Origin of the sequence: Pseudomonas sp. WS 5078 (genome assembly GCF_012985745.1) — a bacterium.
GTDB lineage: Bacteria > Pseudomonadota > Gammaproteobacteria > Pseudomonadales > Pseudomonadaceae > Aquipseudomonas > Aquipseudomonas lundensis_A.
Window position 1 is genome coordinate 247,343 of sequence record NZ_JAAQWX010000001.1, and the last position, 13,441, is coordinate 260,783.

Annotated in this window: 13 protein-coding genes; 8 read left to right on the top strand and 5 right to left on the bottom strand. The window is 58.8% G+C overall.

Going from position 1 to position 13,441, the window contains the following annotated elements:
* The first annotated feature begins 1 nt into the window (after position 1).
* Positions 2-1,033: a hydrolase gene (locus HBN68_RS01160; protein ID WP_169962218.1), complete on the top strand. Its 1,032-nt coding sequence runs from the start codon at positions 2-4 to the stop codon at positions 1,031-1,033.
* Positions 1,033-1,860: an AraC family transcriptional regulator gene (locus HBN68_RS01165; protein WP_169962220.1), complete on the top strand. Its 828-nt coding sequence runs from the start codon at positions 1,033-1,035 to the stop codon at positions 1,858-1,860. The genes HBN68_RS01160 and HBN68_RS01165 overlap by 1 nt, the downstream gene beginning before the upstream one ends.
* Before the next feature lie 48 nt (positions 1,861-1,908).
* Here HBN68_RS01165 and HBN68_RS01170 read toward each other — a convergent pair whose 3' ends face one another.
* Together HBN68_RS01170 and HBN68_RS01175 are read right to left on the bottom strand one after the other, a co-directional pair.
* Positions 1,909-2,763 (bottom strand): sulfurtransferase, encoded by an 855-nt coding sequence (locus HBN68_RS01170; RefSeq protein ID WP_169962222.1) that lies wholly within the window; start codon positions 2,761-2,763, stop codon positions 1,909-1,911.
* 29 nt (positions 2,764-2,792) lie between these two features.
* Positions 2,793-3,461: a TetR/AcrR family transcriptional regulator gene (locus tag HBN68_RS01175; protein ID WP_094991671.1), complete on the bottom strand. Its 669-nt coding sequence runs from the start codon at positions 3,459-3,461 to the stop codon at positions 2,793-2,795.
* A 162-nt stretch (positions 3,462-3,623) separates the two neighbouring features.
* Here HBN68_RS01175 and HBN68_RS01180 point away from each other — a divergent pair, with 162 nt between their 5' ends.
* The 5 genes from HBN68_RS01180 to HBN68_RS01200 all read left to right on the top strand — a co-directional run bounded on the left by HBN68_RS01180 (position 3,624) and on the right by HBN68_RS01200 (position 8,214).
* A complete protein-coding gene (locus HBN68_RS01180) occupies positions 3,624-5,054 on the top strand; it encodes a coniferyl aldehyde dehydrogenase (RefSeq protein WP_169962224.1) in 1,431 nt (476 codons plus the stop codon).
* 13 nt (positions 5,055-5,067) lie between these two features.
* Positions 5,068-5,613 (top strand): twin-arginine translocation pathway signal protein, encoded by a 546-nt coding sequence (locus HBN68_RS01185; RefSeq protein ID WP_169962226.1) that lies wholly within the window; start codon positions 5,068-5,070, stop codon positions 5,611-5,613.
* Positions 5,614-5,656: 43 nt separating this feature from the next.
* The gene (locus HBN68_RS01190; RefSeq protein WP_094991674.1) at positions 5,657-7,255 is read left to right on the top strand and encodes a GMC family oxidoreductase; all 1,599 of its coding nucleotides are present in this window, start codon (positions 5,657-5,659) and stop codon (positions 7,253-7,255) included.
* 124 nt (positions 7,256-7,379) lie between these two features.
* Positions 7,380-7,862, top strand: a complete 483-nt coding sequence (gene coaD / locus HBN68_RS01195) for a pantetheine-phosphate adenylyltransferase (protein WP_047278434.1) — start codon at positions 7,380-7,382, stop codon at positions 7,860-7,862.
* Between the two features lie 100 nt (positions 7,863-7,962).
* Positions 7,963-8,214 (top strand): YfhL family 4Fe-4S dicluster ferredoxin, encoded by a 252-nt coding sequence (locus tag HBN68_RS01200; RefSeq protein ID WP_047278436.1) that lies wholly within the window; start codon positions 7,963-7,965, stop codon positions 8,212-8,214.
* Positions 8,215-8,247: 33 nt separating this feature from the next.
* On the opposite strand, the gene mutM is transcribed toward HBN68_RS01200, so the two are convergent.
* Complete coding sequence (gene mutM / locus HBN68_RS01205) at positions 8,248-9,060, bottom strand: bifunctional DNA-formamidopyrimidine glycosylase/DNA-(apurinic or apyrimidinic site) lyase (protein WP_094991675.1); 813 nt, start codon at positions 9,058-9,060, stop codon at positions 8,248-8,250.
* Positions 9,061-9,083: 23 nt separating this feature from the next.
* Entirely contained in the window at positions 9,084-9,896 is an 813-nt protein-coding gene (locus tag HBN68_RS01210) for an HDOD domain-containing protein (RefSeq protein ID WP_169962549.1), read from the bottom strand.
* 201 nt (positions 9,897-10,097) lie between these two features.
* On the opposite strand from HBN68_RS01210, the gene HBN68_RS01215 reads away from it, so the two are divergent.
* Positions 10,098-11,294 carry a class I SAM-dependent rRNA methyltransferase gene (locus HBN68_RS01215; protein ID WP_047278442.1) on the top strand — a complete coding sequence of 399 codons (1,197 nt, stop codon included), beginning with the start codon at positions 10,098-10,100 and terminating at the stop codon, positions 11,292-11,294.
* Positions 11,295-11,345: 51 nt separating this feature from the next.
* Here the strand turns inward: HBN68_RS01215 and HBN68_RS01220 are convergent, their stop codons facing one another.
* Positions 11,346-13,037 carry a DUF4153 domain-containing protein gene (locus HBN68_RS01220; protein ID WP_169962228.1) on the bottom strand — a complete coding sequence of 564 codons (1,692 nt, stop codon included), beginning with the start codon at positions 13,035-13,037 and terminating at the stop codon, positions 11,346-11,348.
* Positions 13,038-13,441: the final 404 nt, after the last annotated feature.

Sequence of the window (13,441 nt, forward strand, 5' to 3'; positions counted from 1 at the left end):
AGTGCGCGCCCCAGTTTCCCCTGCGTCAGCTGTTGAATCGTTTAACCCAGCTTCAGGCCTCGGCAATCCTCACCTGCAAACCTTGTGGGGGCCGTTATGGCGCACCAAACCTGTCGTTGAACACCAGCGGGAGCGACTGTGGCTCGACGATGGTGACTTTCTGGACCTGGACTGGCATGGCGCGCCATCGGCCTATCAACCGTTGGTGCTGGTACTGCATGGTCTGACCGGTTCTTCGGGGTCGCACTACATCGTGGGCCAACAATGCGCGCTGGCGGCTCAAGGCTGGGCCAGTGTGGCGTTGAACTGGCGCGGGTGTTCCGGGGAGCCCAACCTGCTGGCGCGCAGCTACCATTCCGGGGCCAGTGAAGACCTGGCCGCGGCCGTCGCGCACTTGCGGGCCCGCTTTCCACTGGCCCCGCTGTATGCCGTTGGCTACTCGCTGGGCGGCAACGTCTTGCTCAAGTATTTGGGCGAATCGGGCAACGCCAGCGGCCTGCAAGGTGCCGTCGCGGTGTCGGTACCCTTTCGCCTGGACCAGTGCGCAGACCGTATCGGGTTGGGGTTCTCGAAGGTGTATCAGGCGCACTTCATGCGCGAGATGGTGGCGTACGTCAAAAACAAGCAGCGTCGGTTTCAACACGATGCCCGGCAAGAGGGGCTGGCCACGCTTGAGAAACTGGGCCCGCTTAAGGCACTGAGCAAAATGCGTACGTTTTGGGAGTTTGATGACCGGGTCACAGCCCCGCTCAATGGCTACCTGAATGTGGACGATTATTACCGCCGCGCGTCGAGCCGTTACTTCCTCGGTGCCATTGAGACACCCACACTGATTATCCAGTCCGAAGATGACCCGTTCGTGTTCAAGCACAGCATTCCCGACGCCAGTGAGTTGTCGTCCTGCACTGAACTGGAGCTGCATACCCGAGGCGGCCATGTCGGGTTCGTGGAAGGCTCGCTCAGAACCCCGCGGTATTACCTTGAGCGCCGCATTCCCCAGTGGCTGGCCAGCCTGAAACCCGGGTCGGCGTGATGAACGCCGAGCAAGGTGAGTCAATCCGTTTCTGGCAAACAGCCCCGCTGACGGGGGTCGAATTACTCACTGCGCGCTACATCGAACACCGTTTCGTGCCCCATGTGCATGATGGCTTTGTGATTGGCATGATCATGGCCGGTGCCCAGCGTTATCGGTATCGCGGTGCTGAACACTTGGCGCCCACCGGTACGCTGGTGTTGATCAACCCCGACGAAGTGCATAACGGGCACAAAGGCCACGACGCAGGGTGGCGCTACCGCGCCTTCTACCCTGACAACGCGCAAATGCACAGCCTGTTGGATGAATTGAACCTGCCGGGCACGCACTTGCCCACGTTCAACGACACACTGCTGCAAGACCCCGAACTGTTCAGCGGGCTGTGCCATTTGCACCAATTGCTCGAAGGCCCGGAATCAGCGCTTCAACAACAAACCGTATGGCGGCATATGATGCTTGCGCTGCTCAGCCGCCATGCCCGCTTGCCGCAACCTGCGAAAGCCGGGATAGAGCACCGGGCCGTCAGACAGGCCAAAGAGCTGTTGCAGGCCCGGCTGGCACACCCGCCGTCGCTGGAGGAGCTGGCTGGAGCCGTCAACCTGTCACCCTTTCACTTTGCGCGGGTCTTTAAGCGTGCCACGGGCATGCCGCCGCACGCCTGGCTGATGCAGCAACGCGTCGCCCACGCCCGGGCTTTATTGCAACAAGGCTGCATGCCGGTACAGGTTGCGAGCCAATTGGGTTTCGCGGACCAAAGTCACCTCAGCCGGCAATTCAAAAAGGTTTATGGGGTCGGGCCTGCGGCCTACCGGGCGGCGTGTACCTGACACCGCTCTCTGCGCAGTTACCCGCTCACCCGGCGACTACGGCGTGTGCTACTCGCCCGTCGCGACGCCTCGCTGCGGATCATTGATCCATTCGCTCCACGACCCGGCGTACAGTTTGCCCAGCGGATAACCAGCCAAGGCCAGCGCAAACAAGTTGTGACACGCCGTCACACCAGACCCGCAGTACGCCACCAACTCATCCGGCGAGCGATCACCCAGCTTTTCGGCAAAACGCCGCTTGAGTTGCTCAGCCGAGAGAAAACGTCCGGTGCTGTCGAGGTTTTCGTTAAAGGCCGCACACTGCGCCCCCGGAATATGCCCGGCCACCGGATCTATCGGCTCAGACTCGCCACGAAAACGCGGCAAGGCACGCGCATCAATCAAGGTCAGGGCCGGGTCGTCCTGCCGCTTCTGTAGCGCATCAGCAGTGATCAGTAACTGGTTGTCCGCAACACCGTCAAAATGCCCGCGGGGCAGCTTGACCGAATCAAGGTTCAACGGAAAACCCGCGCCGTGCCAGGCTTTAAGGCCGCCATCGAGCAGCAATACCCCGTCCCGCTTGCCCAGCCACGCCAACAGCCACCACGCCCTTGCGGCAAATGCCCCCGGACCGTCGTCATACAGCACCACATCGCTGTCGTTGTTGATGCCCCACCCGCGCAAACGCTCAATCAGATCATCGGGGTCAGGCAAGGGATGGCGCCCTGTGACACCTTTAATCACCGGGCCACTCAAATCACGCTCCAGGTCCGCGAACTGCGCCCCCTCGATATGACCTTGAGCATAACTGCGCAGCCCATAGTCCGGGTCTTCAAGCGCAAAGCGGCAATCCAGAATGACCAGACCGGGTTGCGTTTGACGTTCGTTCAGGGCGTGCGGGCTAATCAATTGCGCAACGGGCATTGTGAACTCCTGTGACGGGTGAAAAGCAGTTAGTGAGCATCCAGCGCGGTTTCCAGCGCAACGTAATATTCCCTGATGACTTCATCCACGGCCTCTCGGGCCTGATCGGTGACGAACCCGGCTTCCAGCATCAGCAGTTGATAAACACCGCGTTTGATCGCCTGCTCGCTGAGCTGGTCGCTGTTCTCACGCGTGGTACACAGGAATCCGACCCATGAGGTGAGGATGATCCACGCATTGAGCGTTAACGACTCGATTTGCAGCGGGGTCATTTTGAGGATGCCGGCCTCGACGAAGCTCGCATAAATCAACTGGGCCTGCTTCAGGCAGTTTTGCGAAAAAAGCCGGTAACGCGCGGCCAGCTCATTGTCGCTGCGCAACAAGTGCTCAATGTCGCGGTACAAGAATCGATAGCGCCACATGGCATCGAGCAATTGCTGCAAATAAAAATGCTTATCCGCAACAGTCGCTAGCCGCCCCTCAGGCGCACGCAAAAAGCTCAGGACAAGCGTTTCATATTCGCCGAACAATACAGCGATGATCGCCTGCTTATTGGGGAAGTGGTAATACAGATTGCCCGGAGAAATCTCCATGTGAGCAGCAATGTGGTTGGTGCTCACACTGCGCTCGCCCAGCTGGTTAAACAGCGCCAAGCTGGTGTTGATAATGCGCTGGCTGGTTTTTATTCGCGTGGCCATGGGCTTGAGCTTTACTTGAAAACGAATGGCATCTTACGGCCTAACCCCGAATCGACAAACAACGCGACAGGCAGGCCCCTTGATTGACAATTTAGAGCATACGCTCTAGAAACGATCTGGCTCTTGTAAATATTACTTATAAAAATCTACCCGGAGCAGATCATGTCTGTCGACAGTGCCTACCATCAAGACACAACAGTCCTAGCAGGTGATCTCCTCTCTCTGCTCGAAAAACAGCGTCAGGCCTACGCTGCGCATCCTTATCCGCCGCTTGCACAACGCCAGCAGTGGCTTAAAAGCTTAAGGCGGTTGCTCAGTGATGAGCGCGATGTGTTAATCGACGCCATCAGCCAGGATTTTAGCCACCGTAGCCCTGACGAAACCCTGTTTGCCGAGCTGATGCCCAGCCTGCATAACATCGATTACACCCTTAAACACCTTAGACGCTGGCTCAAGCCCTCTTCGCGCAGCGTAGGCGTAATGTTCCAGCCCGCCAGCGCCCGCGTGCTGTATCAGCCTTTGGGTGTAGTCGGGATTATTGTTCCGTGGAATTACCCGCTGTATCTGGCCATGGGCCCCTTGATCGGTGCGTTGGCGGCGGGCAACAGGGTAATGCTCAAACTCAGTGAGTTCACCCCGGCCACCGGGCATTTGCTCAAGGACTTGCTGGGGCGCATTTTCCCCGACGACATGGTCACCGTGGTGCTGGGCGATGCCGAGGTGGCGGTGGCCTTTTCTTCTCTGCCATTCGACCATGTGCTGTTCACCGGCTCCACCCATGTTGGCAAGTCAGTGATGCGCGCGGCGGCGGAACACCTCACGCCAGTCACACTGGAGCTGGGCGGCAAATCCCCTGCCATTGTCTCGGCCGACGTACCGCTCAAGGACGCCGCCCAGCGCATCGCCTGGGGCAAAAGCCTGAATGCGGGACAAACCTGTATCGCCCCTGATTACGTGTTAGTGCCAGAAGACCGGGTAGGCGCTTTTATTGATGCGTATCGTCAAGTGATGCACAGCTTCTATCCCACTTTAAGCGATAACCCGGACTACACAGCCATCATCAACGAGCGGCAACTGGCGCGTCTTGAGCATTTGAAAGCAGATGCCTGCGCCAAAGGTGCACGCCTGATTCAGCTGTATGAGCAGGGACAGGGCCGACGCATACCCCATTGCCTGCTGCTGGAGGTCAACGACGACATGCAGGTGATGCAGGACGAAATCTTCGGCCCGCTCCTGCCGATCGTGCCGTATCGAACCCTGGAACAGGCATTGGCCTACGTCAACGACAGACCCCGCCCGCTCGCGCTCTACTATTTCGGTTACAACAAGGCCGAACAGCAGCAGGTGCTTGAAAACACCCACTCAGGCGGCGTGTGTGTGAATGAAACCTTGCTGCACGTGGCCATCGATGACCTGCCGTTTGGCGGCGTCGGACCTTCTGGGATGGGCCGTTATCATGGCCACGAAGGTTTTTTGACCTTCAGCCATGCCAAAGCCGTGCTGACCAAGCAACGGGTTAACAGCTCGTCGGCCATCTACCCGCCCTACGGACGCACACTTGGGCGCTGGGTGCAGAAACTCTTTATTCGCTGATCGAGGAGTGGGCATGCCTGACGCCCGTATTGAACACGCGCTGTTGTCACGCCGGGGCGTAATGAAGGTCGGCCTGCTGGCCAGTACCTTATTGGCCACCGCAGGGCTAACTGCCAGCCTGAGTGGTTGCTCGTCCAGCGACCGAGCCTGCGGCTTTGCTGTCCTGCGCAACAGTGACCTGCCCTTTTTGCAGGCAGTGATCCCCGTCATGCTGGCTGGCAGCGTAAGGCCATCACTGATGCCCGGTGCGAACGATGCCACGCTGCATAAGCTGGACAACAACCTCGATCGCCTGTCCCCTGCGTTGTTAACGCTCACTCAGCAACTGTTTGATGTGCTGGCCATGCCCGTGACACGCGGCCCGCTCACAGGCGTCTGGAGCGGTTGGGAAAACGCCACGCCGGAGCGTATCCGGGATTTTCTCGAACGCTGGCAGAACAGCAGCCTAAGCCTGCTGCGCATGGGGCACGCTTCATTGCTGCAACTGGTGATGATGAGCTGGTATGAACAACCGGAATCGTGGGCACATTGCGGATACCCCGGTCCGCCGACCGTCTGACACGCGCCCTCCAAAACAATAAAAACTCAATGGATACCTCTTTATGCCTGTCCCTGACCTTTTTCGCGAAGGCATGGCCCGTGGCTGGAAAACCCTCAACGGTTCTCAGCTCGAACATGACCTGATACTGGACGCCGACGTTGCCATCGTCGGCAGCGGCGCAGGGGGCGGCACCACGGCCGAGATCCTCAGTGCGGCAGGCTTTAAGGTGCTGCTGATCGAAGAAGGCCCACTCAAAACCAGCAGCGACTTCAAGATGCTTGAAGACGAGGCATACGCCAGCCTGTATCAGGAAGGTATCGGCCGCATGAGCAAGGACGGCGCCGTCAGCATTCTGCAAGGCCGGGCCGTCGGCGGGACCACGCTGGTGAATTGGACGTCGAGTTTTCGCACACCCCCGGCCACCCTCGAGCACTGGGCCCGTGAGCATGCGGTGGTCGGTCATGACAGCGAGCAGATGGCGCCCTGGTTTGAGCGCATGGAACAGCGCTTAGGCGTGGCGCCCTGGTTGATTCCACCCAATGCCAATAATCAGGTGCTGCAAACCGGTTGCGAGCAGTTGGGCTATAGCTGGCACGTGATCCCGCGCAACGTACGCGGGTGCTGGAACCTCGGTTATTGCGGCATGGGCTGCCCGACCAACGCCAAGCAGTCGATGCTGGTGACCACCATCCCTGCCACCCTCGAAAAGGGTGGTCAATTGCTGTATTTGGCCCGCGCCCACCGCCTGCTGATCACCGGCGATCAGGTCACAGGTTTGCAATGCCAAGGCATGGACGCGCGCTGCGTTGCTCCCACTGGCCGACTTATCACCGTCAGGGCACGGCATTACGTGCTGTCGGGCGGCGGCATCAATACGCCAGGTCTGTTACTGAGATCTGACGCACCCGACCCACACAAAACACTGGGTAAGCGGACCTTTCTACACGTGGTCAATTTCTCGGCAGCGCAGTTTCCTACCGCCATTAACGGGTTTTACGGTGCCCCGCAGTCGATTTATTCCGACCATTTTCAGTGGAAAGACGGCGTGACCGGGCCAATGGGTTACAAACTCGAAGTACCGCCCTTGCACCCGGCGCTGGCCGCCACCTTGTTTGCCCGCTATGGCGAAACCGGCGCGCACCCCATGGCGCAGCTGCCCAACACCCAAATGATGCTGGCCCTGATGCGCGATGGTTTTCATCCCGACAGTCCTGGTGGCAGCGTTGAATTACGCAGCGATGGCTCACCGGTGCTGGATTACCGCCTCACGGCGTACGGCTGGGAGGGATTGAGGCGCGCCTTTCACAGCATGGCCGACATTCAATTCGCAGCAGGCGCCAGCGCTGTCATGCCACTGCACAGCGATGCACGGATGTGCACCAACCTGCGAGAAACCCGTGAACTGATCGACAGTTTGAGCCTTGAGTTGTATCGGACACGTCTGGCCAGCGCCCACGTGATGGGCGGTTGCGCGATGGGAGAAAATCCGCACCTGGCCGTAACCGATAGCCTTGGGCGCCATCATCAACTGAGCAATGTGTCGGTACATGACGGCTCATTATTCCCCACCAGCATTGGCGCCAACCCACAACTGTCGGTGTATGGGCTCACGGCAAAACTGGCGACGCAGTTGGCTGAGCGTCTCGCAAACACACGATGAAAACAGTAAAAAAGCAGCAAATCAGCGGCGTCTATAGTGCTTTCTACTGCGAATGGCGACTTGGCCGACCGGGATTGCTGCGATACCATCCGACTCCCCAACGGATTCCCGCCAGGACGACGCGATGAACCGAGTGTTGTACCCAGGTACATTCGACCCTATTACCAAGGGCCATGGCGACCTGGTTGAACGCGCTTCGCGCCTGTTCGACCACGTCATCATTGCTGTCGCTGCCAGCCCCAAGAAAAACCCGCTGTTCCCTCTGGAACAACGCGTTGAGCTGGCGCGCGAAGTCACCAAACACCTGCCCAATGTCGAAGTGGTCGGTTTCTCGACCCTGCTTGCGCATTTCGCCAAAGAGCAGAACGCCAATGTATTTTTGCGCGGCCTGCGAGCGGTGTCGGACTTCGAATATGAGTTTCAGCTGGCGAACATGAATCGCCAACTGGCACCGGACGTTGAGAGTCTGTTCCTCACACCGTCGGAGCGTTATTCGTTCATATCGTCGACGTTAGTGCGAGAAATTGCAGCGTTGGGCGGTGATATCAGCAAGTTCGTGCATCCGGCCGTTGCCGATGCCCTGACTGAGCGCTTTCGCAAGAAGTGACCGCTGAAGCGGCGCCCGCGTGCACTGCGGGCGCCAATGCGGCACAATTGCCCGCATTCGATTTCAGTTGCCCGGGCCGACCGCCCCGGCAGGAGTACCCATGTCCCTGATCATCACCGACGATTGCATCAATTGCGACGTCTGCGAACCCGAGTGTCCGAACGCCGCGATCTCCCAAGGCGAAGAGATCTACGTCATCGACCCGAACCTCTGCACGCAGTGCGTCGGTCATTATGACGAGCCGCAGTGCCAGCAGGTCTGCCCGGTCGACTGCATCCCGCTGGATGAAGCCCACCCGGAAACCGAAGAACAGCTGATGGAAAAATACCGTCAGATCACCGGCAAGGCGTAAAGCAACGCTGTGCAGTCAGTTGCGCGACCCGATTTATTTCTGGCAGCGAGGGCAAAACACGCTTGAGCGCTGGCCCAGCTTGACCTCGCGCAATTCACTGCCGCACACCTTGCACTGCTCGTACGCGCGCCCGTAGACAAACAGTTCTTGCTGGAAGTAGCCGGGCTGGCCATCGCCGCCGATGAAGTCACGCAGGGTGGTGCCGCCGCGCTCAATCGCTGCCGCCAAAATGCGTTTGATCTCAACCGCCAGCTTCAGGTAGCGCGCCCGCGAGATGCTTTTGGCTTCGCGGCGCGGATCAATGCCAGCCGCGAACAGCGCTTCGGTCGCATAGATATTGCCCACCCCCACCACGACCGCGTTGTCCATGATGAACGGCTTGACCGCCATGGCGCGTTTGCGCGACAGCTGGAACAGGCGTTCACCGTCAAACAGGTCGGTCAGCGGCTCAGGGCCCAAGCGCAATAACAGTTCGTGGTTGAGCGGGTCGTGGGTCCAGAGCATCGCGCCAAAACGCCGCGGGTCGGTGTAGCGCAAGGCAAGCCCGGACTCCAGCTCGATGTCCACGTGCTCATGCTTGGCCGCTAACGAACCCGCTTCAACCAGACGCAAGTTGCCGGACATGCCCAAATGACTGATGAGCGTCCCGACTTCAGCGTTAATCAGCAGGTATTTGGCACGGCGCTCCACCCCGATGATTTTCTGCCCGGACAAACGTACATCCAGGTCTTCCGGGATCGGCCAACGCAAGCGCCGCTCGCGCACGATCACCCGGCTGACCCGTTGCCCTTCAAGGTGCGGGGCAATGCCGCGGCGAGTGGTTTCGACTTCAGGTAATTCAGGCATTCGACACTCCGGCGGGGGACAACCTAGTGGGCACCCAACTCGCGGATGCTCTCTTTGAGGTTCTCAAAGTCGTACTCGGACAGACCGATGTAATCCAGCACCAGATGGCTGATGCTGCTCCATTCGTGGTCCTCACGCTGATTGCCCAGGACTTTGTGCGAGGCACAAATATGCTCGGCCATCTTGAGGATCGCCAACAGGTTTTTCAGTTGGCTGTGGCGCGACGAGTCGTCGCTAAAGATCGCCAGCGCGTTGTGGTGATTGGCAATGGCGTGGGTCAGGTGTTCCGGCAAGCGCCAGGACTTGGCTGTGTAGTAGCCGACCACGGCATGGTTGGTGTTGAAATGCGTATTTTCGGTGTCGACCACGCGACTGTTCGCACCGGCATGGGCGTAAGCCTGTTCGAGCACCCCCATGTAATTGGGAAAGCGTTTGAGCATCAACGGAATGCCGCAGTCGTGGAACAGCCCCAACGCGTAAGCCTCATCGACCGCCTGCGAACCGGTGCGCTTGGCCAGCGTCATGCTGGTCATGGCCACATCTTGCGCGGTGTCCCAGAAGCGGTTGAGGGTCACGATGGTTTCGTCACACATCTCGCCCTTGATCGACTGCGCGTTAATCAAGTTGATCACGGTCCGGCTGCCCAGCAACGTCACGGCGCGCTGTATGGACGCAATCTTGTTGGTCAGGCCGTAATGCGGGGAGTTGACGATTTTCAGCAACGCACCCGACAAACCGGGGTCTTGGGCAATCAGCCGGGAGATCGCTTCCAGATCCGGATCGGGCATGTACTGCTCCATCTGCAAATCCACCATGATTTGCGGTTGAGGCGGCACGCTAATGCCTTGCAGCGCTTGGCTGATCTGTTCGGATGAAAGCTCTGGGGGCATGACGACACACTCTGGAATAGCACGCGATTCTAACGGAATTCCTCGCAGCTTTGCGCAGGCAATCCGACGCAATGCGGTGAATCAACCAAGCCCCGCGTACGCGTCTAGGGCTATAATCGCGCCCTTTTCAATACCCGGAGCGACGTCATGTCCCTGCCAAGCCTGCGCCTTAAAGCCAACGCCGATCGACGCCTGCGCGCCGGCCACTTGTGGGTCTACAGCAACGAAATCGATGTAGCCACAACGCCGTTGCACGGTTTCAAGGCTGGCGACCAAGCGGTGCTGGAGACTGCTGGCGGCAAACCGCTGGGCATCGTTGCCATGAGCCCGAACAACCTGATCTGCGCGCGCTTGCTGTCGCGCGACGTCAAAGTACCACTGGACAAGTCGTTCCTGGTTCACCGCCTGAATGTGGCCCTGTCGCTGCGTGATCGCCTGTTCGACAAACCGTTTTACCGCCTGGTGTACGGCGATTCCGATTTGCTGCCGGGTCTGGTGGTGGATCGTTTCGGCGACATTCTGGTGGTGCAACTGGCTTCCGCGACCATGGAACAGCACAAGGCTGACGTCATCGCCGCGCTGGTTCAAGTCGTCAAGCCGAGCGGCATCCTGTTCAAGAACGACTCGGCCGCCCGTGATGCCGAAGGCCTTGAGCGTTACGTCGAAACCGTGTTTGGCCTGGTGCCGGAGTGGGTTGCGCTGGAAGAAAACGGCGTGAAGTTTGAAGCCCCGGTGATCGCCGGACAAAAAACCGGCTGGTTCTACGACCACCGCATGAACCGTGCGCGTCTGGCGCCGTATGCCAAGGGCAAGCGCGTTCTGGACCTGTACAGCTACATCGGCGGCTGGGGCATTCAGGCCGCCGCTTTCGGCGCCAGCGAAGTCATGTGCGTGGATGCGTCTTCGTTCGCACTGGACGGCGTAGAGCGCAACGCGGCACTCAACGGTTTCGCTGACCGCGTGACCTGCCTGGAAGGCGACGTGTTTGAAGCGCTCAAAGAGCTGAAAGCCAACGAAGAGCGTTTCGACGTGATCGTGGCCGACCCGCCAGCGTTCATCAAACGTAAAAAAGACCTGAAGAACGGCGAAGGCGCCTACCGTCGCCTGAACGAGCAAGCCATGCGCCTGCTCACCAAAGACGGCATTCTGGTCAGCGCATCGTGCTCGATGCACTTGCCGGAAGACGACCTGCAAAACATCCTGCTGACCAGCGCCCGTCACCTTGACCGCAATATCCAGTTGCTGGAACGCGGCAGCCAGGGCCCGGATCACCCGGTACACCCGGCGATCCAGGAAACCCGCTACATCAAGAGCATCACCTGCCGTTTGCTGCCAAACAGCTAAGTAACGACGCTTCCCTGACCGCTGCCAACGGTGGCGGTCAGGGGCTCATTTTTACGGCTGCGGTTCGCGATCCAGCTTCGGATTCAGCTCGGTTGAGCCGATCTGCAACGCTTGATAGCGGGGTTTCACCACCTTCACCTGCCCCTCGCGAATCTGCTCGATCATCTCCAGAGGGCTGTCGCCACCTTCATAGGTGCCTGCCCGTTTCCATCGCCCTTGGGCGTCACGCGTGAAGAAATACAACGGATCAGACCACTTCTGTTTCGGCAGTTGCAGCACCTCCATCTGACCGTCCTGATTCAGGTCTACCGCCCACAACACGCACCCCGGCGCCCAGCAGGGCTGTCCGCCAATGCCCGGCTCGCCAAATTGCTCACTGCCTTCGACTTCAGGGCCGATCCATTCCAGCACCCGGTCATTCGGCGCGCGCACACCGTTGCCCATGTCCGCATCCTTGAGACGCTTCAACAGCACATAACGTGCTGACGCAGACAGCACCTGACCTTGCTCCACCTGCGCCCGCAGTGCCTCAAAAGCCTGTTTGCCGGGAGGCCCCAGTCGATAACGCAAGGTATCTGCATCAAAGGTTTCGACGGACGACTTACCGCTCAATACTCGGTTCACCTGATTCTGCGCACTGAACTGCAACGGGCTGAACCACGGCGTATGAATCGCCAGTAACAGCAGCACGCTCAAGAGTGCAATCATTGGGTTGCTAACACGTAAACGCCACAACCACTGACGCTGCGGCAGCACCACTGCCCAAGCCGCTGCAAGGCTGTGCACCAGCATCACGGCCACCAGCAGCATCGCCAACAGGCGGCTCGGCGTCAGGCCATATTGTTCAATTCTTAACCAGGTCGAATACCCGGCCAGCACCACCAGAACCGGCAAACACAACAGGCACAGGTCGATCATGCGCAACAGCCACGTCGGGTAGCCGATCTCGTGTTCGCCGTCCTGTACCACGCCGTTGAGCAAGAACAGATTAACGGCCACCAGGCACACCATGATCGGCGTTGAATACCCTGTGTCCCAGATCGGCTCCAGCCCGGTGAAGGGCAATGCGAAAGTGAACACCAGGGCAATCAAAGCGCCGAGTGGCAGCAAGAAGCGGCACAACGTGAGCAGAATGCCGCGCAGCAAGCCGATCACCCGATCATTGTCGCGGCCCATCTTCAAGCCCAGGGCAAACACCATGGCCGTGCTGATGTAGATAAAACCGTCGGTGGAGAACACTTTGTTCAATGCCACAATGCCGAGCATTTTGAACAGGCTGCCCCACAGCAGAATCAAGGCCCAGAACACCCCGTTAAGCAGCAACCCCAGCAACACAATGAAGACGGTGTCCCACGCGTGGCGGAATAAATCTTCGTAGCGCGGGTAACGTCCTTCGCGGGTTGGCCAACTGAGGATGAAGGCCGTGCAGATGTAGGTGATCACGACGGCGAAACAGGTCCAGCTACCCGTCAGCCAACTGCTGGAACGCCACTGCTCCCCACCCTCCCAGAACACCCAGGCACTGATGGCGCTCATCACGGCGGTCAATCCGAGTACAAGCCAGCCGGTGCCGCGCTGACGCACGTTATCGCCCAGTAGCAGCAGGTTGATCCCGCCCACCAGCACCGCGGTCATGAGTGCGAACTTGATGCCGTTTTCGGTGATGGAGCGAGCGAGCCAGAGCAACACTCCCTGCACCAGACCAATGGCCAGGCAGGCCTTGATGGAGCGCGTAATGACCATCTTTCAAAATCCTTGTAAGGAAAGCACCCCGCCACTTTAAGGCGTAACCCACCAATCGCCTACACAAGCTGCGTTTATTAAAACGCCCCGGATATAAACAGCGGTTTAACCCTTACATAAGATGAAACTTACGCAAAAGCGGGCAATGCCCCACTTTATATAACATTGTTGTTTTTCATTAAGCAGCTAGTTTTAACCAAGTCACTGAGCGAACACCGCAGTACTCAGCGACTGCACTTACGCACTGAAGTCACCCACTTTTAAGTAAGGAGCAATACGATGAAAGCCATTACGCTGGAAACCAACAAAATCGCCAACCTCGCTTGTTTGGCGGTTACTCAGCGCTAACGCAACGTCGCTGACTATGAAGCCGGGGACATCCGACACCCCGGTTTCATTACCTT